The sequence below is a fragment of the Streptomyces sp. NPDC001492 genome (genome assembly GCF_053597275.1).
The window spans coordinates 45,222-68,971 of the sequence record NZ_JBSFHW010000008.1; the positions used below are offsets into that span (position 1 = coordinate 45,222).

At 72.1% G+C, this 23,750-nt stretch carries 19 protein-coding genes; 15 read left to right on the forward strand and 4 right to left on the reverse strand.

Annotated features, from left to right (window positions below):
- Nucleotides 1-39 precede the first annotated feature (39 nt).
- From ACWC1K_RS12750 to ACWC1K_RS12805, 12 genes are all read left to right on the forward strand, one after another.
- Nucleotides 40-2,424: an MFS transporter gene (locus ACWC1K_RS12750; RefSeq protein ID WP_450830828.1), complete on the forward strand. Its 2,385-nt coding sequence runs from the start codon at nucleotides 40-42 to the stop codon at nucleotides 2,422-2,424.
- Between the two features lie 153 nt (nucleotides 2,425-2,577).
- On the forward strand, nucleotides 2,578-5,073 hold the full coding sequence (locus ACWC1K_RS12755) for a SpoIIE family protein phosphatase (protein ID WP_450830830.1): 2,496 nt from the start codon (nucleotides 2,578-2,580) through the stop codon (nucleotides 5,071-5,073).
- A gap of 179 nt (nucleotides 5,074-5,252) precedes the next feature.
- Entirely contained in the window at nucleotides 5,253-5,978 is a 726-nt protein-coding gene (locus ACWC1K_RS12760; protein WP_450830831.1) for a class I SAM-dependent methyltransferase, read from the forward strand.
- Between the two features lie 110 nt (nucleotides 5,979-6,088).
- Complete coding sequence (locus ACWC1K_RS12765) at nucleotides 6,089-6,844, forward strand: dienelactone hydrolase family protein (protein WP_450830833.1); 756 nt, start codon at nucleotides 6,089-6,091, stop codon at nucleotides 6,842-6,844.
- Nucleotides 6,845-6,892: 48 nt separating this feature from the next.
- Nucleotides 6,893-7,726 (forward strand): M55 family metallopeptidase, encoded by an 834-nt coding sequence (locus ACWC1K_RS12770; RefSeq protein ID WP_450830835.1) that lies wholly within the window; start codon nucleotides 6,893-6,895, stop codon nucleotides 7,724-7,726.
- Nucleotides 7,719-9,023, forward strand: a complete 1,305-nt coding sequence (locus ACWC1K_RS12775; RefSeq protein WP_450830836.1) for a M20/M25/M40 family metallo-hydrolase — start codon at nucleotides 7,719-7,721, stop codon at nucleotides 9,021-9,023. Before ACWC1K_RS12770 ends, ACWC1K_RS12775 begins: the two co-directional genes overlap by 8 nt.
- A 17-nt stretch (nucleotides 9,024-9,040) precedes the next feature.
- A complete protein-coding gene (locus ACWC1K_RS12780) occupies nucleotides 9,041-10,993 on the forward strand; it encodes a prolyl oligopeptidase family serine peptidase (RefSeq protein ID WP_450830838.1) in 1,953 nt (650 codons plus the stop codon).
- Nucleotides 10,990-11,913 (forward strand): S66 peptidase family protein, encoded by a 924-nt coding sequence (locus ACWC1K_RS12785; protein WP_450830840.1) that lies wholly within the window; start codon nucleotides 10,990-10,992, stop codon nucleotides 11,911-11,913. The genes ACWC1K_RS12780 and ACWC1K_RS12785 overlap by 4 nt, the downstream gene beginning before the upstream one ends.
- Nucleotides 11,914-12,056: 143 nt before the next feature.
- Nucleotides 12,057-13,820: a CocE/NonD family hydrolase gene (locus ACWC1K_RS12790; protein ID WP_450830842.1), complete on the forward strand. Its 1,764-nt coding sequence runs from the start codon at nucleotides 12,057-12,059 to the stop codon at nucleotides 13,818-13,820.
- Between the two features lie 59 nt (nucleotides 13,821-13,879).
- Nucleotides 13,880-14,125 carry a DUF1049 domain-containing protein gene (locus ACWC1K_RS12795; protein WP_450830843.1) on the forward strand — a complete coding sequence of 82 codons (246 nt, stop codon included), beginning with the start codon at nucleotides 13,880-13,882 and terminating at the stop codon, nucleotides 14,123-14,125.
- 19 nt (nucleotides 14,126-14,144) lie between these two features.
- The gene (locus tag ACWC1K_RS12800) at nucleotides 14,145-14,711 is read left to right on the forward strand and encodes a GNAT family N-acetyltransferase (RefSeq protein WP_450830845.1); all 567 of its coding nucleotides are present in this window, start codon (nucleotides 14,145-14,147) and stop codon (nucleotides 14,709-14,711) included.
- A gap of 183 nt (nucleotides 14,712-14,894) precedes the next feature.
- Nucleotides 14,895-16,823: a DUF5107 domain-containing protein gene (locus ACWC1K_RS12805; protein WP_450830847.1), complete on the forward strand. Its 1,929-nt coding sequence runs from the start codon at nucleotides 14,895-14,897 to the stop codon at nucleotides 16,821-16,823.
- Nucleotides 16,824-16,827: 4 nt separating this feature from the next.
- Here ACWC1K_RS12805 and ACWC1K_RS12810 read toward each other — a convergent pair whose 3' ends face one another.
- Nucleotides 16,828-17,175, reverse strand: coding sequence for a VOC family protein (locus ACWC1K_RS12810; protein WP_450830848.1), 348 nt, complete (start codon nucleotides 17,173-17,175; stop codon nucleotides 16,828-16,830).
- A gap of 91 nt (nucleotides 17,176-17,266) precedes the next feature.
- A complete protein-coding gene (locus tag ACWC1K_RS12815) occupies nucleotides 17,267-17,815 on the reverse strand; it encodes a hemerythrin domain-containing protein (protein WP_115910163.1) in 549 nt (182 codons plus the stop codon).
- Nucleotides 17,816-17,972: 157 nt separating this feature from the next.
- Between ACWC1K_RS12815 and ACWC1K_RS12820 the strand changes: the two genes are divergently transcribed.
- Together ACWC1K_RS12820 and ACWC1K_RS12825 are read left to right on the forward strand one after the other, a co-directional pair.
- Nucleotides 17,973-18,488, forward strand: coding sequence for a phage holin family protein (locus tag ACWC1K_RS12820; protein WP_450830850.1), 516 nt, complete (start codon nucleotides 17,973-17,975; stop codon nucleotides 18,486-18,488).
- A gap of 3 nt (nucleotides 18,489-18,491) precedes the next feature.
- A complete protein-coding gene (locus ACWC1K_RS12825; protein WP_450830852.1) occupies nucleotides 18,492-19,532 on the forward strand; it encodes an SDR family oxidoreductase in 1,041 nt (346 codons plus the stop codon).
- Nucleotides 19,533-19,567: 35 nt separating this feature from the next.
- Here ACWC1K_RS12825 and ACWC1K_RS12830 read toward each other — a convergent pair whose 3' ends face one another.
- Together ACWC1K_RS12830 and ACWC1K_RS12835 are read right to left on the reverse strand one after the other, a co-directional pair.
- Entirely contained in the window at nucleotides 19,568-20,659 is a 1,092-nt protein-coding gene (locus ACWC1K_RS12830; RefSeq protein ID WP_450830853.1) for an enolase C-terminal domain-like protein, read from the reverse strand.
- 10 nt (nucleotides 20,660-20,669) lie between these two features.
- Nucleotides 20,670-21,629, reverse strand: coding sequence for an LLM class F420-dependent oxidoreductase (locus tag ACWC1K_RS12835; protein ID WP_351478523.1), 960 nt, complete (start codon nucleotides 21,627-21,629; stop codon nucleotides 20,670-20,672).
- Nucleotides 21,630-21,778: 149 nt separating this feature from the next.
- Here ACWC1K_RS12835 and ACWC1K_RS12840 point away from each other — a divergent pair.
- Nucleotides 21,779-23,750, forward strand: a 1,972-nt coding sequence (locus ACWC1K_RS12840) for an FAD-dependent oxidoreductase (protein ID WP_450830855.1), incomplete at its 3' end; no start/stop codon positions are given.

A 23,750-nucleotide genomic window follows, 5' to 3' on the forward strand; every position in this document is an offset into this window, starting at 1 on the left:
GAGCGGAATTGTGTGGCAGCGCGGCGAGGGGAGCGGTACGTGAGCGGGACGACGGCGCAGGGCGAACTGCGGGGTGAGCCCGCCGTGGCGCCCCCGCAGGCCCCCGCCGGACCGGCCGGACCGGTCGAACCGAGCCCGCGCCGGGTGCGGCTGGTCTTCCTCGGGCTGATGCTGGCGCTGCTGCTCGCCGCCCTGGAGCAGATGATCGTCGCCACCGCGCTCCCGAAGATCGTCGGCGAGCTGCACGGCCTGGACCGGATGTCCTGGGCGATCACCGCCTACCTGCTGACGGCCACCGTGGGCCTCCCGATCTACGGCAAGCTCGGCGACCTGCTCGGCCGCAAGGGCGTCTTCCAGTTCGCCATCGTCGTCTTCGTGATCGGCGCCGCGCTCGCGGGCCGGGCGCAGAGCATGGATCAGCTGATCGCCTTCCGCGCGGTCCAGGGGGTCGGCGCGGGCGGGCTCATGATCGGTGTGCAGGCGATCATCGCGGACATCGTGCCGGCCCGCCGCCGCGGCCGCTTCATGGGCCTGATCGGCGCCGCCTTCGGCCTCGCCTCCGTGGCCGGCCCCCTGCTCGGCGGGTACTTCACCGACCACCTCTCGTGGCGCTGGTGCTTCTACTTCAACGTCCCGTTCGGCCTGGTCACCCTCCTCGTCGTCACCGTCGTACTGAAACTCCCCAAGCCGCAGGCCAGGGCGCGGCTCGACGTCCTGGGCGCGCTGCTGCTCGCCGCCGCCTCCACCTGCCTCGTGCTGCTGACCAGTTGGGGAGGCACCGAGTACGCCTGGGACTCGCGGACGATCCTCGGTCTCGGCGCGGGAGCGGCGGCCGCGACCATCCTCTTCCTCCTCGCCGAGCGCTTCGCCGCCGAACCCCTCATCCCGCTGCGGCTGTTCAGGGACTCCGTCTTCAACGTCACCGGACTGGTGGGCCTGGTGACCGGCGTCGCGCTGTTCGGCGCCGCCAGCTATCTGCCGACCTTTCTGCAGATGGTCGACGGGGCCTCCGCCACCGAGTCCGGCCTGCTGATGCTGCCCATGATGGGCGGCATCGTCGGCGCCTCGATCGTCTCCGGGCAGCTCATCAGCCACACCGGGCGCTACAAGATCTATCCCGTGCTCGGCAGCGCCGTCTCCGTCGTCGGGATGTGGCTGCTCTCCCGGCTCCAGGCCGACACGCCCCGACTGCACTACAGCCTCTGGATGGCCGTGCTCGGCGCCGGCATCGGCATGGTGATGCCGGTCCTGATCCTCGCCGTGCAGAACTCCGTGCGCCCCGCCGACCTCGGCACCGCCACCAGCGCCAACAACTACTTCCGGCAGATCGGCGGCAGCGTCGGCGCCGCGGTCTTCGGCACCCTCTTCGCCGGCCGGCTCACCGACGCCCTCGAAAAACGGCTGCCCACGCGCGCGGGTGCACGGCTGCCCGACCCGCAGTCCATCACCCCGCAGCTCGTCCACGCCCTGCCCGATCCGCTGCGCGACGACTACATCCGGGCGTACGCCGACGCGATGCCCCGGATCTTCCTCTACCTGGTGCCGGTGCTCGCCCTCGGCCTGCTCATCGCGTTCTTCCTCAAGGAGAAACCCCTGGTGTCCCACAACGCCGCCGAAACCGAGCCCGCGACCACCGCGATCCCGCACGCCCGATCGCCGTACGCCGCCGGAGTCCCCGTCTGCGGCACGGTGCAGCACCCCGACGGGACCGTCGTCCCCCGCGCCGCGCTCACCCTCATCGACGCCACCGGACAGCAGATCGGGCGGGGCGCGAGCGGCGAGGACGGGCGGTACGCGCTGTCCACGACCGGCACGGGGTCGTACGTCCTCATCGCCGCAGCGGGCGGCCACCAGCCGCAGGCCGTCTCCGTCACCGTCGGCGAGCGCCCCGTCGAGCTGGATGTCGTCCTCGGCGGCGCCGGACGCCTCGCCGGTGGCGTGCTCACCGCCGACGGCACCCCCGTGCGCGACGCCACCGTCACGCTCACCGACGTACGCGGCGAGGTCGTCGCCACCACCCGCAGCGGACGCGAGGGCGGCTACGTCATCACCGAGCTGGTCGCGGGCGAGTACACCCTCGCCGCGAGTGCGCCCGGGTTCCGCCCGGCCGCGCTGCCCGTCACCGTCCAGGCCGCCCGGGAGACCCGCCAGGACGTCGAACTCGCCGGCGGCGCCTTGCTGCGCGGCACCGTGCGCACCAGCGGCGGACGGCCCGTCGACGACGCGCGCGTGACACTGCTCGACGCGGCGGGCAACGTGGTGGACACCCTGACCACCGGCCTCGACGGAACGTTCCGGTTCGTCGACCTGTCCTCCGGCGAGTACACCGTCATCGCGGCCGGTTACCCGCCGGTCGCCACCGTGCTCCGGGTCGCGGGAGGCGGCCGGACCGAGCGGGACCTGCAACTGGGGCACGAAGACTGACGCGGTGTCATGCGCTCCGGCGCGCGCCCCCGCGCGTGTGGCCCGCTCCGTTGCATCAATTCCCGCGTTGCCGCACATCACCACCGGCGGGAGCCTTACGGTGGAGTAGCCGGCACAGATCTTGCGGAGCCGTGGGGAGAGAGGGCCTGGGCCATGGACAATGGCACCGACCGTGGCACCGAGAGGGACGCGCCTCCCAGCCGCGGAGCCGGGGACGGCGCGGCGACGGAGTCCGCCGCGGCCGGCCGCATCCCGCTGGCCGTGGTCGTGGTGGACCGCGACGGCCTCGTCTCCCACTGGAGCAGGGGCGCGGGCCGGCTCTTCGGAGTCCCCAAGGACGACGCGATAGGGCGCTCAGCGGCGGACCTGCTGCCCGTCTCCGGCGCACTGCCCGAGGACGAGGACCTCACCCCGTACGGGGCATACGGCGCGTACGACGGACTCGGCCCCGACCTCGAGACGTCCCTCGACGGCAGGCTCTCCTACCCGGCCGCGGGCCGCGCCCGCCTCACCGTCCCCGAATCCGACGGCGCCGACGCGCGCGTGGACGTGCTGTGGTGGGCGTACCCCCTGGTGGGCCCGGGGCGCGAGCGGCTGCTCGTGCTCGCCGCCGACACCGCGGGACTGCGCCAGGACGAGGCCGAGGGCAGCGAAGGGGACCTGGCGTTCGAGCGGATCGCTCCCGGCTTCGCCCTGCACACGGACTTCCCCGGCGCCGAGGAGCTGGCCCGCCGGCTGCCCGAGATCCTGCCCAGCATGAGCGTCGACGAAAGCGCCCGCATCGTCGCGCAGGTCCTCGAACTGGGCTATCCCGTCCTGGAGTTCAGTCAGAACGACCGGGTGCCCGTGACCCCCGACTGGGGCGTCCCGCGCCGGGTCGAGCGCAAGGCCCGCCGCGAGCGGGCCGCGCGGGCGGCGGCCGAGGGCCTGCCGGTACCGCACGAACTCACCGACGACGCCGAGGACCTCGAGTACGCCGCCGTACGCGAACACCTGGAGTTCCTCAACGAGGTCAGCGGGAAGATCGGCACCTCGCTCGACCTGGCCACGACCATCATCGAGGTCAGCAAGGCCGTCGTGCCGCGCTTCACGGACGTCGCCGGCACCTATCTGCGCGAACAGGTCGTCGCGGGCGAGGGGTTCCCGGACGGCGTGCCGGACACAACCACCATGTGGCACCGCGTCGCCGTCGAGCACACCGACGAACCCGGCCGCTGGGACGACGTCGTACCGGTCGGCGAGGCCATGCCGTTCCCGGCGCACACACCGTTCTTCCAGTGCATGACCAGCGGCGAGCCCGTCCTGGTGCCGCGCATCAGCGAGGAGATGGGCCACGCCATCGCCTCACAGTTCGAGAAGCGGGACATCCGGCCGCTCATCACCAACCGCTCCATGCTGATCGTGCCCCTGAAGGCACGCAACGTGGTGCTCGGCTTCATGATCCTGCTGCGCCACCCGGAGCGCGTCGAGTTCAACGACATGGACCGGGTCACCGGCGCCGAACTCGCCGCCCGCGCGGGCCTCGTGCTCGACAACGCGCGCATGTACACGTACCAGGAGAGTGTCGCCGAGACCCTCCAGGACAGCATGCTGCCGCACATCCCGCCGCGCATGGCGGGCTGCGACATCGCCACCCGCTATCTGCCGGGCACGCTCCTCGGCCGGGTCGGCGGCGACTGGTTCGACTCGGTGAAGCTGCCCGGCGCCCGCACCGCGCTGGTCGTCGGGGACGTCATGGGCCACGGCCTCAACTCGGCCGCCATGATGGGCCAGTTGCGTACGGCCGTGCAGACCATGGCCGCCCTCGACCTGCCGCCCGCCCAGCTGCTGCGCAACCTCGACGACCTCGCGCAGCGCCTCGGCGACACCTACCTCGCGACCTGTCTGTACGCCGTCTACGACCCGATCGCGAGCGAACTGCACATCGCCAACGCGGGCCATATCCCGCCCGTACTGGTCCGTGCGGAGGACGGCCGCAGCGAGCTGCTCGACCTTCCGACCGGTGCGCCCATCGGCGTCGGCGGAGTGCCCTTCGAAGCGGTGCGCGTGCGTGTGGAGCCCGGCGACCGCATTGTGATGTGCACCGACGGATTGGTCGAGGTGCGCGGCGAGGACATCGGTGTCGGCCTCGCGACCCTCAGCGAGTCCGCCGCCCACCCCGCCGCCTCCATGGACGACGCCTGCGACTCCATCATCCGCGCCCTCAACACTCGGGGCGGCCGCAAGGACGACGTGGCCCTGCTGATGGCCCGCCTCAACGGCATCGAGCCGGACGACGTCGCCGAGTGGCGGCTCGCCCTCGACCCCATCGAGGTCGGCCGCGCGCGTGCTGTCGTCCGCGAACAGCTCCACGACTGGGGGCTCGCCAAACTCGCCCCCAACGCCGAGCTGTTGGTCAGCGAACTCGTCACCAACGCCGTACGGCACTCCCACAGCCGCCCCGTCGAACTGCGGCTCGTCCGCGGCGACACCCTGCTGTGCGAAGTGGACGACGACGACCACGACCTGCCGACCCTGCGCAGCGCCGGCCCGGAAAAGGAGTTCGGACGCGGACTGCGCGTGGTCAGCGCCCTCGCCCGCGAGTGGGGCACCAGCCGTACGAAGGCGGGCAAGACCGTCTGGTTCGAACTGACCCTGCCCCGGCGCTGACCGCACGAGGGGCGCGTACTGACTGCACATCAGGTGTGTGGGGGGCGCCCGGGGGCGTACGCCCCTCGAATACGGAGTGAAGGAATGCGCCGTGCGCTTGTAGCCGTGACCAGGGCGCGATAGACCGTACTCGCCCGTCGGTTGAACGGGCCCGTACGTCGCACCCTGGGGAGTTGGGCATGAGCGTGACGAGTCGGTACCGGGAGGCCTGGGAGGGCTTCTGGCGTGCAGCCCCACAGGAACAGGGGGCCGTGTTCTGGGACGCGGATCCGACCCTGACCGTCGGCATACACCTGAGCCTGTTCGAACCGCACCTCGCCGACCCCGGGCTGGCGATGGTGGACCTCGGCTGTGGCAACGGCACCCAGACCCGCTTCCTCGCCGACCGCTTCAGGCGGGTGGTCGGCGCGGATCTGTCCGCCGCCGCCCTCGACCGCGCCCGGCACGCCGACCCCGCCGGACAGGCGACGTACCGTGTCCTGGACGCCGTCGAGAAGAGCGAGACGGAGACGCTGCACGCCGAGATCGGCGACGCCAACGTCTATATGCGCGGCGTTCTGCACCAGGCCGAACCCGACGACCGGCAGCCCATGGTGGACGGGATCGCCGCGCTCGTCGGCGAGCGCGGCCGGGTCTTCCTCGTCGAACTCTCCGAGGCCGCCAAGCCCGTCCTGCTGGGCCTGGCGCAGAGCCCCACCGGACCGCCCGCCAAGCTGGCACCGATCTTCCAGCACGGCATCGCCCCCGGTGAAGTGGCCGACGACGCCGTGCCCGAGTATCTGCGCACGGCAGGCCTCACCGTCCTGGCGAGCGGCGAACTCCCGCTGACCACCACGGAGTTCGGCCCCGACGGCGAGCGGATCGTGCTGCCGTCCAGGTGGCTGGTGGCGGGGCGCACCATGTGACGCGGGTGGTGGTCGGGGTTCAGGGAACCCTCTGAGGCACCGGGTCGTTGTCAACTCGCCGTATGGTCACCGCAGTTGTTCTTCTTCGAGACGCCGAGAGACCACCTCCCATGACTGCCGTACAGGGAACCTCCGTCGACCTCCCGACCCCCGACGGAACCGCCGACGCCTACCTCGCGCACCCCGACGACAACGCCCCGCACCCCGCCGTTCTGTTCTACATGGACGCCTTCGGCCTGCGCCCGCACCTCAGGTCGATGGCCGACCGCCTCGCCGCGGCCGGTTACACGGTGCTGGTCCCCAACGTCTTCCACCGGTCCGGCCGCGCACCCGTGGTCGAGCTGCCCGAGTTCATCGACCCCGCCGAACGCCCGGAGATCATCCAGGCGCTGGGCCCTGCCGCACGGGCCCTCACCTGGGAGGGGGCCATGCGGGACGCCGCCGTCTACCTGGACTGGCTGGCCGCGTCGCCTCTCGCCGCCGCCGGCCCCGTCGGCATCACCGGCTACTGCATGGGCGCGGGCCTGGCCCTGCGCACCGCCGGCACCTACCCCGACCGGGTCGCCGCCGCGGCCGGCTTCCACGGCGCACACCTCGCCACCGACGCCCCGGACAGCCCCCATCTGTTCGCCGGCCGCATCACCGCCGAGCTCTACTTCGGCCACGCCGACCAGGACACCGCCAACCCCGCCGAACAGATCCACCGCCTGGACAAGGCGCTCACCGAGGCGGGGGTCCGACATCGCGGCGAGGTGTACAGCGGCGCCCGTCATGGGTTCACGCAGGCCGACACGGCGATGTACAGCGCGCAGGCCACGGAGCGGCACTGGACGGCGCTGCTGGACCTGTTCCGCCGGACCCTCTGACCCCTGCTTCCTGGCCGGTTTCCCCCGCGGCGCGTAACGTGGCGCATCATGAAGATCCTGATCAGCGCCGACATGGAGGGCGCCACGGGGGTGACCTGGCCGGCCGACGTGCTGCCGGGGACACCGCAGTGGGAGCGGTGCCGCTCGATGTTCACCTCGGACGTCAATGCCGCCGTGCTGGGATTCTTCGACGGCGGGGCGGACGAGGTCCTCGTCAACGAGGCCCACTGGACCATGCGCAACCTGCTGCTGGAGCGACTCGACGAGCGGGCGGAGATGCTCACCGGGCGGCACAAGTCCCTCTCCATGGTCGAGGGCGTGCAGCACGGGGACGTGGACGGCATCGCCTTCGTCGGCTATCACGCCGGGGCCGGGATGGAGGGCGTCCTCGCCCACACCTACCTCGCCAACTCCATCACCGGGGTGTGGCTGAACGACGTACGCGCCAGTGAGGGCCTGCTCAACGCGCGTGTCGTCGCCGAGTACGGGGTGCCTGTCGTCCTCGTCACCGGCGACGACGTGGCCTGCGAGGACGCCCTCGGATACGCGCCCGAGGCGCTGAAGGTCGCCGTCAAGGACCATGTGTCGCGGTACGCGGCCGTGTGCCGTACGCCGGCCAGGACCGCGTCCGACATCCGGGCCGCCGCCAAGGAGGCGGCCCGGCTGGCGGTCCGTCACCAGCCCGTCCAGGCAGGGCCGTTCACCGTCGCGCTCGAGTTCGACGCCGAGCATCTCGCCATGGCCGCCACCGTCGTGCCGGGCGTCGGCCGCGTCGGGGAGCGGAAGGTGGCGTACACCAGCGAGACGATGTACGAGGGAATCCGTACCTTCAAGGCGGTCACCACGATCGTCTCGGCCGCCGTGGAGGAGCAGTATGGCTGACCAGCAGGCCCTGGACGAGGTCGTCCGGTTCACCTCCGACCTCATCCGTATCGACACCACCAACCGCGGCGGCGGCGACTGCCAGGAACGGCCCGCCGCCGAGTACGCCGCCGAGCAGCTGGCCGGGGCCGGACTCGAACCCACGATGCTGGAGCGCACCAAGGGACGCACCAATGTCGTCGCGCGCATCGAGGGCACCGACCCGTCCGCCGACGCGCTGCTCCTCCACGGTCATCTGGACGTCGTACCCGCCCGTGCCGACGACTGGACCGTGCCCCCCTTCTCCGGAGAGATCCGCGACGGGGTGGTGTGGGGCCGCGGCGCCGTCGACATGAAGAACATGGACGCCATGATCCTGGCCGTGCTGCGGAGCTGGGCGCGGCAGGGCGTGCGGCCCCGGCGCGACATCGTGGTCGCGTTCACGGCCGACGAGGAGGACAGCGCGCAGGACGGTTCCGGGTTCCTCGCCGATCAGCACCCGGGGCTGTTCGAGGGGTGCACCGAGGGCGTCAGCGAGTCGGGGGCCTTCACCTTCCACGACGGCAGCGGACGGCAGATCTACCCGATCGCGGCCGGTGAGCGCGGCACGGCCTGGCTGAAGCTCACCGCGCGCGGGCGCGCCGGGCACGGCTCCAAGTTGAACAAGGAGAACGCGGTCACCCGTCTCGCCGCCGCGATCACCCGCATCGGCGAGCACGAGTGGCCGCTGCGGCCGACTCCGACCGTGTGGGCCGCCCTGGCCGAACTGGCCGCGCTCTACGGCCTCGACGTCGACCTGGACGACATCGACGGGCTGCTCGGCAAGCTGGGCCCGGCCGCCCAGCTCGTCGAGTCGACCGTCCGGGGCAGCGCCAACCCGACCATGCTGGAAGCCGGTTACAAGCTCAACGTGATCCCCGGGGAAGCGGTCGCGTATGTCGACGGGCGGTATCTGTACGGCGGCGAGGACGAGTTCCGCACAACCCTTGACCAGCTCACCGGACCCGACGTGGACTGGGAGTTCCACCACCGTTCGGTGGCTCTCCAGGCACCGCTGGACTCGCCGACGTACGCGAAGATGCGTGCCGCCGTCGAGGAGTTCGCGCCCGAGGGGCACGTGGTGCCGTACTGCATGACGGGCGGCACGGACGCCAAGCAGTTCTCGCGGCTCGGCATCACCGGGTACGGCTTCACGCCGCTGAGGCTGCCGGAGGGCTACGACTACCAGGCCATGTTCCACGGGGTCGACGAGCGGGTCCCGGTCGAGGCGCTGCACTTCGGTGTCCGTGTCCTCGACCGCTTCCTGCGGACGGCCTAGGCGAGTTGGGGGAGAACGTGCAGAGACTGCCTTACGGTTCCTGGCCCTCGCCCATCGACGCGGCGCTCGCCGCCGCGCACGACGGGCGGCCCGAGTACGTGGGCTTCGTGGGCGACGAGGCGTGGTGGACCGAGCCACGCCCCACCGAGGGCGGCCGCCGCACCCTGGTGCGGCGCCGTGCCGACGGCCGGGAGGAGTCGCTGCTGCCCGCACCGTGGAACGTCCGCAGCCGCGTCATCGAGTACGGCGGACAGCCCTGGGCCGGGACGGTCGTGGCCGGACGGCCGCTCGTGGTGTTCGTGAACTTCGCCGACCAGCGGCTCTACCGGTACGAGCCGGGAAGCGACCCGCGGCCCCTCACACCCCTGTCGCCCGTGGGCGGCGGACTGCGCTGGGTGGAGCCCCAGTTGCGGGTCGAGCGCGGTGAAGTGTGGTGCGTGCTGGAGGAGTTCACCGGCGACGGACCCACCGATGTGCGCCGCGTCCTGGCCGCGGTGCCGCTGGACGGCTCGGCGGCCCAGGACCGGGATGCCGTACGCGAACTCACCGACGACCGGCACCGCTTCGTCACCGGTCCGCGTGTCTCGCCCGACGGGCGCAGCGCGGTCTGGCTCGCCTGGGACCATCCGCGGATGCCGTGGGACGGCACCGAACTGGTCCTGGCCGGGGTCGCCGAGGACGGCACCTTGAGGGAGACACGCACGCTCGCCGGTGGTCCGGAGGAGTCGATCGCCCAGGCGGACTGGGCCCCCGACGGCTCGCTGCTCTACGCGAGCGACCGCACCGGCTGGTGGAACCTCTACCGCGAGGGCGTGCCGCTGTGCCCGCGCGAGGAGGAGTTCGGCGGGCCGCTGTGGAAGCTGGGGCAGCGCTGGTTCGCCCCGCTGGACAGCGGACTGATCGCCGTCGTGCACGGCCGCGGCGCCACCGCGCTCGGCGTCCTCGACCCGGAGACCGGCGAGGTCGTCGACGCGGCCGGCCCCTGGACCGAGTTCGCGTCCACGCTCGCGGTGCACGGCGAGCGGGTCGTCACCGTCGGAGCCAGCCCGCGCAGCGCCTACGAGGTGGTGGAGCTCGACACCCGGGCCGGCCGGGCCCGCGTGGTCGGTGCCGAGCACCAGGACGCGGTCGACCCCGCGTACTACCCCGAACCGCAGATCCGCACCTTCACCGGGCCCGCCGGACGCGACATCCACGCGCACATCTACCCGCCGCACAACCCGGGCTGCGTCTCGCCCGGCGACGAGCTGCCGCCGTACGTCGTCTGGGTGCACGGCGGCCCCACCAGCCGGGCACCCCTCGTGCTCGACCTGGAGATCGCCTACTTCACCTCCCGGGGCATCGGCGTCGCCGAGGTCAACTACGGCGGCTCGACCGGGCACGGGCGTGAGTACCGCAACAGGCTGCGGGAGCAGTGGGGCGTGGTCGACGTCGAGGACTGCGCGGCCGTCGCGCTCGCCCTCGCCGACGAGGGGACCGCCGACCGTGGGCGGCTCGCGATCCGCGGCGGCAGCGCGGGCGGCTGGACCACGGCCGCCTCCCTGGCGGCCACCGACGTCTACGCCTGCGGCACGATCCTCTACCCCGTCCTCGACCTCGCCGGCTGGGGCGCGGGGGAGACCCACGACTTCGAGTCGCAGTACCTGGAAACCCTGGTCGGGCCGCTCGCCGAGGTACCCGGCCGGTATGCCGAGCGCTCGCCCGCCGAGCACGCCGACCGCATCACCGCGCCCTTCCTGCTGCTGCAGGGCCTGGACGACGTGATCTGCCCGCCCGCCCAGTGCGAACGGTTCCTGGCGCGGATGGAGGGCAGGCGGGTGCCGCACGCATACCTCGCCTTCGAGGGGGAGGGGCACGGGTTCCGGCGGGCGGAGACCATGATCCGGGTCCTGGAGTCCGAACTCTCCCTCTACGCCCAGGCCTTCGGGCTGAATCCGCGCGGTATCCCTACGCTGGAGCTGACCAAGTGAGAGAACTCCTGCGCCCGTCCCGGCTCGCCCCCGGCGCCCGCGTGGCCGTCGTCGCGCCCAGCGGTCCGGTGCCGGAGGAACGGGTGCAGGCCGGGCTCGACCTGCTGCGGGGCTGGGACCTCGACCCGGTGGTGGCACCCCATGTGCTGGACCGGCACGGCGCGTTCGACTACCTGGCGGGTACGGACGCCGACCGGGCCGCCGATCTGCAGGCCGCCTGGTGCGACCCGTCGGTGGACGCGGTGCTGTGCGCGCGGGGCGGGTACGGGGCGCAGCGCATGGTCGACCTGCTCGACTGGGACGCGATGCGGGCCGCCGGGCCCAAGGTGTTCGTGGGCTTCAGCGACATCACGGTGCTGCACCAGGCGTTCGCCAACCGGCTGGGCCTGGTCACCCTGCACGGACCGGCGGCCGCCGGGGTCGACTTCATCAAGCAGGCCCGGGCGCAGGAACACCTCAAAGCCACCCTGTTCGCTCCGGAGCGGGTTCGCACCCTCGTCTGTGCCGGCACCGCTCTGGTTCCGGGGCGGGCCCGGGGCGTCACGCTGGGCGGATGTCTGAGCATGCTCACCTCCGACCTCGGGACGCCGCACGCCCACGACGGTGCCCGCGGTGGGCTGCTGCTGATCGAGGACGTCGGCGAACGGCCGTACCGCATCGACCGGATGCTGACCCAGCTGCTGCGCAGTGGATGGCTCGACGGCGTCACCGGGATCGCGCTCGGCTCGTGGGCGAAGTGCGGTCCCTACGAGGACGTGCGCGCCGTCCTCGTGGACCGGCTCGGGGGACTCGGCGTGCCCGTCGTCGAGGAGTTCGGATTCGGGCACTGCGAGGGCGCGTTGACCATCCCCTTCGGCGTGACGGCCGAACTCGACGCCGACGCGGGCACCTTGACGCTCGACCGGCCCGCCCTCCTCTGAACCGAACACGTGGTCGCCTTCACTGAATATCCGTCAAGAACACTCGTCTGGGCGATTGACCTCGTATGACACGTGTCACACCATGACAAGCGGTGGTTACTTACTGGTCGGTAAGCAGGGCTGTCCTGAGTGTGGAGGTCTCAGTGTCCCGACGCGTGTTCAGATCCAGGGCTGCGCTCGCTCTCGCCCTGGGCGCGGCGCTCGCCGCACCCCAGGCACTCACCCCTCCCGTGTCCGCAGCAGGCCAGTACAGCGTCACGGCACTGAAGTTCACCGTCCAGGCCGGCGGCCGTCGCTGCGCGGTCGACGCCGATCTGTACCGTCCGGCGGGTGTCGACAGCGCCCACCGCGCCCCGGCCGTGCTCGCCACCAACGGCTTCGGGGGCAGCAAGTCCGACGGCACCACCGACGCCATCGGCAAGGCCCTCGCCTCGCGTGGCTATGTGTCCCTGATCTACTCCGGGCTCGGCTTCGGCCGCTCCGGCTGTCTGATCTCCCTCGACGACCCCGGCATCGACGCCGCCGCCGCCTCCCGGCTGATCGACTTCCTGGGCGGCAGGCGCGCCGCCGACGACGGCACCCAAGCCGACTTCGTCACGCTCGACGGCGCGGGCGACCCGCGGGTCGGCATGATCGGCGGCTCGTACGGCGGGGCCATCCAGCTGGCGACGGCCGCCGTGGACCACCGGGTGGACGCGCTGATCCCCCTGGTCACCTGGAACAACCTCGCCTACGCGCTGGACCCGAACAACGCGGGCGGCCCCGTCCCCGGCGCCTTCAAATGGCAGTGGACCAACGGGTTCTACCTCCTCGGCGAGGGTCAGACACTGACCCAGCCGAACCTCGACCCGTCCCGGATCAACTCCCTCACCTGTCTGCACTTCGTCACCCGGGCCTGCGCCACCATCCGCACCCTGAACTCCGGCAGCTACCGCGCGGGGCCCACCGCCGCGATGCTCGCCTACGCCCACAGCGTCTCCCCGGCCTCCTACCTGAACCGGGTCCAGGCGCCCACCCTGCTGATCCAGGGGCAGGCCGACAGCCTCTTCAACCTCAACGAGGCGACGGCGACGTACAAGACACTCAAGGCGCAGGGCACACCCACCGCGATGATCTGGCAGTCCTGGGGACACAGCGGCGGCATGGTGGACGGTGAACTCAACCTCGCGCAGGGCAACTTGGACGACAGCTACGTCGGCAGGCGGATCCTCTCCTGGTTCGGCCACCACCTCCGGGGGCAGCACACCGACACCGGACCCGCCTTCGCCTACCACCGCGACTGGATCACCGACCCCGGCCACGCATACGCCACGGCCGACCGCCTCCCCGCGCTCAGCCGGAAGCTCTACCTCTCCGGGGACGGCACACTCGTCGACAACAGCAAGAAGGTGGCCCCCGGCAGCCGCACCTACGCCAACCGGCTGACTCCCACGAGCCATTCGGAGACCTCGCTGGCCGCGATCGGCGGGCTGCCGGACCCCGCGCCGTTCGACACCGACGGCACCTACCTCGGCTGGACCAGCGAACCGCTCACCCGCACCACCGATGTCGTCGGCGCGCCGCGGGCCACGCTCAGGGTCGACTCCCCGCAGGCCGAAAAGTCCCAGAACTCCGACAACGCCGCCGACCGCCTCGTCCTGTTCGCCAAGCTGTACGACATCGCGCCCGACGGCACCAAGACGCTGGTGCACCGGCTGGTCGCGCCGGTCCGGGTACCGGACGTGACCAAGAGCTTCACCGTCAGCCTGCCGGGCATCGTCCACCGGTACGAGAAGGGGCACCGGCTGCGGTTCGTGATCGCGGCGAGCGACGACGCGTACTTCGGCAACCGCGGCATCAAGACGGTGACCGTGGTCAGCGCGCCCGGGAACACCGGCGTGCTGGAGCTGCCCGTGCTCGGCGGGTGAGGCGCCCCACGGGCGGTGCTCACCATGCGTAACGGGGTCTTCGGGCGCATCCTGGTGGTATGAGCCCGAAGACCTCCGAGCCGGGTGCCAGGCACGGCGGCGACAGGGGCCCGGCAGTGACGCCCGGCCGGGTGACCGTCCTGCTGCTCGCCGTCTTCGCCGTGATCTTCATCTTCCAGAACACCCACCACATCAGGATCCGCCTCCTGATCCCCGAGGTCACGATGCCGCTGTCGACGGCACTGCTCGTCGCGACGGCGATCGGTTCGTTCTTCGGGGCGTATTTCATGAGGCGCAGGCGTTAGACCGCCGTAGGGTGGCGAGATGCCGCACACCGCATCCGGTTACCTCGCCGAAGGCCCCCGCGTGGGCATACGTCACTTCACCTACGAGGACGGTGCCGAGTTCACCGCGCGTGCCCGCGAGAGCAAGGACCTGCATCACCCCTGGCTCTTCCCGCCGGACACCGCGAGCGCCTACACCGCGTACGCGGGCCGGCTGATCGAGGACCCGACCAAGGCCGGCTTCCTCGTCTGCGAGAAGGACGGCGCCCAGGGCAAGGGTGCCATCGCCGGGTACATCAACATCAACAACATCGTCGAGGGCGGCTTCCAGAACGGCGCGCTCGGCTACGGCGCCTTCGCGCACGCCGCCGGGCGCGGGCTGATGCGGGAGGGCCTGGACCTGGTGGTGGGGTACGCCTTCGGGCCGATGCGGCTGCACCGGCTGGAGATCAACGCGCAGCCGCGGAACGCCGCGTCGATCGCGCTGGCGCGCGCCTGCGGCTTTCGGCTCGAGGGGTTCTCGCCGAAGATGATCTTTATCGACGGGGACTGGCGGGATCATGAGCGGTGGGCGATCACTGCCGAGATGCGGGACGCTTCGCTGTGATTGCCGCGACGGGGGGTGCCGCGAGGGGGTGTCGGTTGTCTGCAGCGCCGTCGTGGCTGGTCGCGCTTACGCGGCGGAGCCGCACATCGATACAGCCCCGCGCCGCTGCGGGGCGCTTCGAGCTTCCCTTTGCGGAATCCTGACCGGTAGGTCCCCTGGTCAGCTCACGGGTGAGCGGCTTCCATGGTGATCGTGACGAGCATCCGGCGTGAGGTACTGACGTTGCCCGCCGCGGAGTTGGGGCCGGACAATCCGCTGCCCCCGCTGCGGCTGCTGCACGAGGCGCACCGCATCGAGGACCGGGACCGGGACGAGCTGCCGCGGGACATGGCCCGACAGGTCGGCTACCAACCCCTGCGCAGCCTGCTGCCGGTGCGGATCCGGGACGGCTACGGGCGGGCGCGCGAGCCCCGCGAGTTCGACGCCCTCGTGATCGAGAACGGCCGGCTGCGCGCCACGGTACTGCCCGGTCTCGGCGGTCGTGTCGCCTCCCTGCTGCACAAGCCGACCGGCCGTGAACTCCTGTACCGCAACCCGGTGTTCCAGCCCGCCAACTTCGCCCTCAACGGCGCCTGGTACTCCGGCGGCATCGAATGGAACATCGGCGCCACCGGCCACACCACCCTCTCCTGCTCCCCGCTGCACGCCGCCCGCGTGCCCGCTCCCGACGGCGGCGATCTGCTCCGGCTGTGGGAGTGGGAGCGGCTGCGCGACCTGCCCTTCCAGGTCGACCTCTGGCTGCCGGAGGACTCCGACTTCCTGTACGTCGGCGTCCGCATCCGCAACCCGCACGAGCGGCCCGTGCCGGCCTACTGGTGGTCCAACATCGCCGTACCGCAGGAGCGCCGGGTGCTGGCGCCCGCCGAGGAGGCCTGGCAGTTCGGCTACGAGCGGCGCCTGCGCAAAGTGCCCGCACCGTCGTGTGCCGAGATCCAGCAACTCCCTTACGCCGCCGACTACTTCTACGACGTCCCCGATGCGCGGCGGCGCTGGATCGCCGCCCTCGACGAGGACGGTCACGGCCTGGTGCAGACCTCCACCGACCTGCTGCGCGGACGCAAGCTCTTCGTCTGGGGGAAGGGTCCCGGCGGGCGTCGCTGGCAGCAATGGCTCACCGAACCCGGCACGGGCGGTTACTCGGAGATCCAGGCCGGGCTCGCCCGCACCCAGCTGGAGCACATACGGCTGGAACCGGAGAGCGAGGTGTCGTGGCTGGAGGCCTACGGCCCGCTGAGCTCCCCGGAGGCCGCTTACGCGGTGGAGGCGCGTCTCGAAGCCGCCCTCCCGCGCGCCGATGTCGACGCAGCTCATGCCGCCTGGAAGCCGCACGCCGACACCGAACCCGGCGAGATCCTCGCCGTCGGCTCCGGCTGGGGCGCGCTCGAAGTGCTGCGCGCCGACTGGAAGCTGCCCGGCACGCCCTTCGACGAGGAGACGCTCGGCGAGGCGCAGGACCCCTGGCTCAAACTGCTGCGGACCGGTGCCCTCCCCGAGCCGCGCCGGGTGCGGCCCCCCGGCGAGACGCTGGTCGCCCCGCACTGGCGGGACATGCTGGAGACCGCGCCCGCGACCCCGCTCACCGAGTACCACCTCGGTGTCGCCCAGTGGCACGCCGGGGACCGGGCGCAGGCGGTGCGCAGCTGGGAGCGGGCCCTTGAACTCGCCCCGTCGCTCTGGCCGTTGCTGCGCTGCCTCGCCGTCGCCGACCAGGAGAGCGGCAACCACGAACGGGCCGCGGACCGGTACGCCGACGCCTTCGACGACCTGTGCCACGAGCGGCGCGACGGCGGGGAACAATGGACGGCGGCCACGGCCGCGCTGGGCCGCGAGGCGATCGAGGCCCTGCTCGCCGTACGCCGCACCGCTCAGGCACGCGGGGTCTGGGGGCGGCTGCACCCCACCACCCGGGAGCGTGGCCGGTTCCGGCTGATCGAGGCCGGGCTGCTGCTCGCGGAGGGACGGCGGGAGGAGGCCCTGGACGTCTTCCGGGCGGGCTTCGAGGCCGCCGACCTGCGGGAGGGAGCGGAGGCGATCGGCCGCCTGTGGTCGAGGCTGACCGACGAACCGCTCCCGGCCCACTACGACTTCCGTATGCGGCCGCCGGAGGCGTAGGAACCTATACGTTGCGGTCCACGTACTCGTACACCATGCCGTCCGGGTGCATCGCGATCAGATTGCGGCCCCCCGGCGTCGGCACCGGGCCCGCGACGATGTGCGCGCCGAGTTCGGTGAGCACCCGGTGGGTTTCCTCGACGTCCTTGACGGCGATCGTCGCGGAGATCCTGCGCAGCACCTCCAGCTCGGCCTCGGGCCCGCTCATCAGCAGGAAGCAGCCGATCGCGGCCACCTGGACGCCGCCGCGTTCGAAGCGCTGGGCTCTGCCGCCCGCCAGCCGTTCGTAGAAGGGGACCGCGGTCTCCAGGTCGTCGACGCAGATGCGCAGCGTGGCTCCCAGAATGTCCATGCGCCGAGCCTAGTTGGGGCGGCCGGGCGAGGAGATCACTTCCGATCGTTTCGGGAGATCGCCCTCGGTCCGGCCGCCCCGGGGGCGTGGATCAGCCCATCGCCTTGCGTACGACGTCGCGCGTGCGGTCGATGACCGCCGCGACCGGGCCCACCGCCACGTTCTTCAGGGCGGTGTCGGTGCCCGGGTGCGGACGCGTGGGCGCCAGTGCCTCGGCCGCCTGCACCGCGCGGGCCAGGGTCTCCAGCCGGTCGCGGTCGGCGACCCGGCTGAAGTGGGCGAACTCGTACCGCTCCTCGTTGTCGGCGTGGGCGAGCACGTCCTGGCGCAGGGCCGCGAACTGGTCCAGGAACTCGGGCGAGTCCGGATCCATGTCGTCCAGCCGGGACAGGGCCGCCTTGGCCTTCTCCTCCTCCTCGATCCGGTCCTTCACGACCAGCTCGCCGCCGTCGATGTGCTTGCGGGCGAAGGGATGGACGACCTCTTCCTCGGCCGTCTCGTGCACCGCGAGGAGCCGGACGAGGTCGTGGAAGTGCCGCTTACGGTCCGCGCCCTTGGTGTTCGCCACCTCGTCGAACAGTTCTCGGATCCGGATGTGCTGCCCCTTGAGCAGCTCCACCACATCGGTGCGCTCGGTCATCCTGCAACTCCTGTAAGAGGGGTCTGTGAGGGTTTGGTCGTGCGATCGTGCGGTCGTGCGAGCGGGCCGGGTACCCGAGGCCCCGGGGGCTGACGCACCGCTTTCCGGCCGTGACGGACCGCGTTATCCGTACGCCCGTACGGGTACTCGACGGCCCATGGAAGGCTTGGATCATCTGGAGCACCTGGACAGGCACCTGGTCGACGAGCTGGCGCAGGTTGCGCGCGAGACCGTGCGCGACGAACTGCGCGAACAGACTCGCAAACAGCGGCGTAGGGCGATGCTGTACGCCGCGTCGGGAGCCGTCGCCCTGTATGCGGGCGCGGCCCTCGCGCTCACCGTGGGACTGGCCCTGGCGATCGGTCTGCCCGACTGGGCCGCCGCGCTGATCACCGCGGTGATCCTCGGCGTCGTCGCCTACGTCCTGCGTGGCGCGGCCCGCCCCTCGGCGTCCCGGCCCACCCCGGAGCCGGCCGCCGCGAGTCAGGGCGACCCCGTCGTGGGCGGCCGGGCGCCCGCCGCACCGCCGACCGGACCCGGGACGCCGTATCCGCCGATGCCGCCGGTAGCACCGGGCGGTCCGGGCGGGGCCGCGGGCGAACCGGGCGGCACGGGCACGCCGCTTCCGCGCCAGGACGACATCGACCCCGAGCAGCCGCACCACCGGGCGTGAGTCATGGTCCGCAAGCGGTGGGGCGTACCCGTGCCGGGGGGCCGTAGAGCCGTCGTCGTGACCGGGGCCAGCGGTGGCGTGGGCCGGGCCGCGGCCCTGGCCTTCGCCGCCCGGGGCGACCGGGTCGCGCTGCTGGCCCGCGGACGTGAGGGCCTCGCGGCGGCCGCCGACGAGGTGCAGCGCGCCGGGGGCGAGGCCCTCGTCGTCACCGTCGACATGGCCGACCCCAAGGCGGTCGACGATGCCGCCCAGCAGGTCGCCGACACGTTCGGGCACATCGACGTGTGGGTCAACAACGCCTTCGCCGGCGTCTTCGCGCCGTTCACCGAGATCACCCCGGACGAGTTCCGCCGGGTGACCGAAGTGACGTATCTGGGCTGTGTGTTCGGCACCCGGGCCGCGCTGCACCACATGCTGCCGCGCGACCGCGGCACGATCGTGCAGGTCGGCTCCGCCCTCGCCTACCGCGGCATTCCGCTGCAGTCGGCGTACTGCGGGGCCAAGCACGCGATCCAGGGGTTCAACGAGTCGCTGCGGTGCGAGTTGCTGCACAGCGGCAGCGGGGTCCGCACGACGATGGTGCAGCTGCCCGCCGTCAACACACCGCAGTTCGACTGGGTGTTGAGCCGGATGCCGGGGCGGGCCCGGCCGGTGGCTCCGGTGTTCCAGCCGGAGGTCGCGGCCCGCGCGATCGTGCACGCCGCCTCCCACGGGCGGCGGCGCGAGTACTGGGTCGGAAGCTCCACGGTGGCCACCCTCATCGCCAACGCGGTGGCTCCCGGAGTGCTCGACCGCTATCTCGCCCGCACCGGCTTCGACGCCCAGCAGGACGAGGGCGAGCACGGCGAAATCGGCAACCTGTGGACCCCGGCGGACGGAGCGCACGGACGGGACTTCGGGGCGCACGGACGGTTCGACGAGGAGTCCCGGCCGGACAGTGCGCAGGAGTGGATCTCCCGCAACCGCGGCCGGGTGGGGACGGCGCTCACCGTCGGCGCCGGCGTGGTGGCCGCACGGAAACTGACCCGGCTCGCCCGCCGTTAGCACGAAGACCGAGCCGCTCGCCCGCCGCCAGGACATCAGCCGACCCGGTACTCCTCGACGTCGTCGGTCCGCAGGGTCAGCCCGTGGCCCGGACCGGCCGTCGGGCGCACCGTGCCCCCCATCGGGTCCAGCGCCCCGTCGAAGAACATGTCCTCGATGCGTACGTGGTCGTGGAACCACTCCATGTGGCGCAGGTTGGGGAGCGAGGCGGCCGCCGCGGCGTGGGCGTGCGGGGCGCAGTGGGTGGAGACCTCCAGACCGTGCGCCTGGGCGAGTGCGGCGGCGCGCAGGAACTCCGTGATGCCTCCGCAGCGCGTCGCGTCGATCTGCAGGCAGTCGACCGAGCCCGCCGCGATCATGCGGGCGAAGTAGGGCAGGTCGTAGCCGTACTCGCCGGCCGCCACATCGCACACCAGGGCGTCACGGACCAGGCGCAGACCCGTCAGATCGTCCGAGGAGACCGGCTCCTCGAACCAGCCCACGGCGTGCTCGGCCAGGGCGCGGCCGACGCGGACCGCCTGTTTGCGGGTGTAGGCGCCGTTCGCGTCGACGTACAACTCGGCCTCGGAGCCGATCACTTGGCGTGCCGCGCGGACACGGGCCAGGTCCCGGGGGACCGCCCGGCCCCAGCTCTCCCCGATCTTTATCTTGACGCGCGGGATGTGCTGCCCGTGCACCCAGCCGTTCAGCTGCGCGGCCAGATGCGTGTCGTGGTACGTCGTGAAGCCTCCGCTGCCGTACACCGGGACCCGCTCGCGGCACACGCCGAGCAGCCGGGCCAGCGGGAGTTCGAGGAGGCGGGCCTTGAGGTCCCACAGGGCGATGTCCACCGCGGAGATCGCGCCGGCGGCGATCCCGGGGCGGCCCGCGTTGCGGACGGAGCGGCACATCGCCTCGTGCACGGAAGGGATGTCGAGGGCTGAGCGGCCCTCGACCAGCGGGGCGAGCTGGTCGCGCACGAAGTCGCCGACCGCCTGCGGGCCGTAAGTCCAGCCCGTGCCGGTCTCGTCGCCGGTCGTCATCTCGGCGATCACCACGGTCGTGGAGTCCCAGGCCAGCGTGCCGTCGGCCTCCGGGGCATCGGTCGGCACCGTGTAGACGGAGACGACGGGGCGGTGGAGTTTCATCGCGGTTCCCTCAGGACTGCTGCAACTGCGGCAGCACCTTCGTACGGTAGAAGTCGAAGAACCCGCGCTGGTCGGGGCCGATCTGGTTGACGTAGACCCGGTCGAACCCGGCGTCGGCGAAGGCCTGCAGGGCCGAGAGGTGTTCGTCGACGTCGTCACCGCACACCGCCTTCTCGCGCACCATCTCCTCGGTGACCAGCGGCGCCAGCTGCTCGAAATGGCTCGGCGAGGGCAGGATCTGGCCCATCTCGCCCGGCAGGAACTGGTTGAACCACCGCTGGTGCACCGTGCGTACGGCCTCCTCGCGGTCGGTGCCGTAGCAGAGCTTGGTGCCGCCGATCACCGGCTTGCCGCCGCCACCGCCCTTGCGGAACTGCTCGACCATCGAGGCGTCCGGCATCATCGTGATGTAGCCGTCGCCGACCCGTCCCGCGAGCTGTGTCGCCGCCGGGCCGAAGCCGGAGATGTCGATCGGGACGGGCTCGTCGGGGACCGTGTAGAGGCGGGCGTTCTCCACGGTGTAGTGGGTGCCGTGGTGGCTGACCTCCTCGCCGGTGAACAGGCGGCGCATGATCTGGATCGCCTCCTCCAGCATCTCCATGCGGACGCTCGCGGGCGGCCAGACGTGCCCGAGGATGTGCTCGTTGAGGGCCTCGCCGGTGCCCACCCCGAGCCGGAAGCGGCCGTTCAGCATCACTGCCGAGGTCGCTGCCGCCTGGGCGACCACCGCCGGGTGGATGCGCACCGTCGGGCAGGTGACCGCCGTCTCGACCGGCAGCGACACCGCCTCCGAGAGCGCGCCGATCACGGACCAGACGAACGGGCTCTGGCCCTGCGCGTCGTTCCACGGGTGGTAGTGGTCCGAGATCCACAGGGACCGGAATCCGGCCTGTTCCGCCATCCTCGCCTGTTCCACGAGTTCCGCGGGACCGAACTCCTCGCAGGAGAGGAAGTAGCCGTACTCGGGCATGGGGGACACCTCCGGGAGGCACTGGGCGTGGGGACCGGCCCGCTCCGGGTACCCGGCGCCCGCGGCGGAAACCGGCGGACGTTTGGGGGTTCGGACCAGGGGGACGCGGAAGGCTCCGCACGACGTACGCGACAGCGCCGGAGGCGAACGTGAGTCGACCCCGCATCGTGATCGTCGGTGCCGGATTCGCCGGGTACCGGACGGCCCGTGTCCTGTCCCGGCTGATGCGGCACAAGGCCGACGTCACCCTGCTGAACCCGACCGACTACTTCCTGTACCTGCCCCTGCTGCCCCAGGTCGCCGCGGGAATCCTGGAACCCCGCCGGGTGTCCGTGTCCCTCTCCGGAACCCTGCCGCACGTCCGGCTGGTGCTCGGCGAGGCCGACTCCGTCGACCTCGACGGGCAGCGCGTGCACTACACCGACCCCGAGGGCGGGGGCGGCACGCTGGAGTACGACCGGCTGGTACTCGCCGTCGGCAGCGTGAACAAGCTGCTGCCGATCCCTGGCGTGGCCGAGTACGCGCACGGCTTCCGGGGGCTGCCCGAGGCGCTGTACCTGCGCGATCACGTCACCCGGCAGGTGGAACTCGCCGCCGCCGCGGACGACCCGAAGACCTGCGCCGCGCGGTGCACCTTCGTGGTGGTCGGCGCCGGATACACCGGGACCGAGGTCGCCGCGCACGGGCAGATGTACACCGAGGCGCAGGTTCGCAAGCACCCGCTCCGGCAGGGGATACGCCCTCGCTGGATGCTGCTCGACATCGCGCCGCGTGTCCTGCCCGAGATGGACGAACGGCTCTCGCGGACCGCGGACCGGGTGCTGCGGCAGCGGGGAGTCGACGTACGCATGGGGACCTCCGTGAAGGAGGCCACGCCCGGCGGGGTCCTGCTGACCGACGGCGAGTTCGTCGACACCCGCACGCTGGTGTGGTGCGTCGGCGTGCGGCCCGATCCGCTCGTCGAGTCCACCGGGCAGCCGCTGGAACGCGGACGGCTCCTCGTCGACCCGCATCTCCAAGTGCCGGGCCGGCCCGAGGTGTTCGCGTGCGGCGACGCTGCCGCGGTACCGGACCTCGACAACCCGGGGTCGTACACGCCGATGACCGCGCAGCACGCCTGGCGGCACGGCAAGGTCGCGGCACAGAACGTCGCCGCGTCGCTGGGGGTCGGTGAACGGCGCGCCTACCGCCACCGCGACCTCGGCTTCGTCGTCGACCTGGGCGGCACGAAGGCCGCCGCCAACCCGCTGGGCATCCACCTGCCCGGCCCCCTGGCGGGCGCCGTCACCCGCGGCTACCACCTCGCCGCGATGCCCGGCAACCGCGTGCGCGTGGCCGCGGACTGGCTCCTGGACTCCGTACTCCCGCGCCAGGCGGTCCAGTTGGGCCTCGTCCGCTCCTGGTCGGTCCCCCTGGACACATCGTCCCCGGAACTGGCCCGCGTACCGGGCCGCCCGGCCCCCCGGGAAACGACCTCGACCACCTCGGGCCCGGGCGCGGCCACAGAGCCCGACACCACTGGCCAACCCGCGAAGCACCAGACCGCCCAGCTTGCGGCCTCCGGGGCTGCCGGGGACGGAGCCGGTGGCGCGATCGCGGGGAGCCGGCCGGATGCGGAGGCAGCGAAGCGTGCGCCCGGCGGTGAAGCCGCCAAGGGGCAGCCCGTATCTGAATCTGCCGAGGAACAACCTGGTGGGGCGCCGGGCGGTGGCCGCGCGAAGGGTCGGCCCATCTCCGAGTCCGCCGAAGACCGGCGCAGTGGCGAGGCCACGGGCATCCGGCCAGGTGGTGAGCCTGCGAAGGGTCGGCCAGGTGGTGAGCCTGCGAAGGGTCGGCCAGGTGGTGAGCCTGCGAAGGGTCGGCCCGGGGGTGAGCCGGTGAAGGGGCGGTCGGCCTCCGGGTCTGCCGCGGATCCGCCTGGTGCCGAGCCTGCCAAGAACCAGCCTGGTGCCGAGCCTGCCAAGAACCAGCGGGGCGGTGAGCCTGCCAAGAACCAGCGGGGCGGTGAGCCTGCCAAGAATCAGCCGGGCGGTGAGCCTGCCAAGAACCAGCGGGGCGGTGAGCCTGCCAAGAACCAGCGGGGCGGTGAGCCTGCCAAGAACCAGCGGGGCGGTGAGCCTG

Coding starts and splice junctions, on each gene's coding strand:
- ACWC1K_RS12805 (WP_450830847.1), top strand. CDS start 14,895: ATGGTGATCGTGACGAGCATCCGGCGTGAGGTACTGACGTTGCCCGCC.
- ACWC1K_RS12810 (WP_450830848.1), bottom strand. CDS start 17,175: ATGGACATTCTGGGAGCCACGCTGCGCATCTGCGTCGACGACCTGGAG.
- ACWC1K_RS12755 (WP_450830830.1), top strand. CDS start 2,578: ATGGACAATGGCACCGACCGTGGCACCGAGAGGGACGCGCCTCCCAGC.
- ACWC1K_RS12770 (WP_450830835.1), top strand. CDS start 6,893: ATGAAGATCCTGATCAGCGCCGACATGGAGGGCGCCACGGGGGTGACC.
- ACWC1K_RS12825 (WP_450830852.1), top strand. CDS start 18,492: ATGGTCCGCAAGCGGTGGGGCGTACCCGTGCCGGGGGGCCGTAGAGCC.
- ACWC1K_RS12830 (WP_450830853.1), bottom strand. CDS start 20,659: ATGAAACTCCACCGCCCCGTCGTCTCCGTCTACACGGTGCCGACCGAT.
- ACWC1K_RS12815 (WP_115910163.1), bottom strand. CDS start 17,815: ATGACCGAGCGCACCGATGTGGTGGAGCTGCTCAAGGGGCAGCACATC.
- ACWC1K_RS12795 (WP_450830843.1), top strand. CDS start 13,880: ATGAGCCCGAAGACCTCCGAGCCGGGTGCCAGGCACGGCGGCGACAGG.
- ACWC1K_RS12760 (WP_450830831.1), top strand. CDS start 5,253: ATGAGCGTGACGAGTCGGTACCGGGAGGCCTGGGAGGGCTTCTGGCGT.
- ACWC1K_RS12775 (WP_450830836.1), top strand. CDS start 7,719: ATGGCTGACCAGCAGGCCCTGGACGAGGTCGTCCGGTTCACCTCCGAC.
- ACWC1K_RS12800 (WP_450830845.1), top strand. CDS start 14,145: ATGCCGCACACCGCATCCGGTTACCTCGCCGAAGGCCCCCGCGTGGGC.
- ACWC1K_RS12835 (WP_351478523.1), bottom strand. CDS start 21,629: ATGCCCGAGTACGGCTACTTCCTCTCCTGCGAGGAGTTCGGTCCCGCG.
- ACWC1K_RS12765 (WP_450830833.1), top strand. CDS start 6,089: ATGACTGCCGTACAGGGAACCTCCGTCGACCTCCCGACCCCCGACGGA.
- ACWC1K_RS12820 (WP_450830850.1), top strand. CDS start 17,973: ATGGAAGGCTTGGATCATCTGGAGCACCTGGACAGGCACCTGGTCGAC.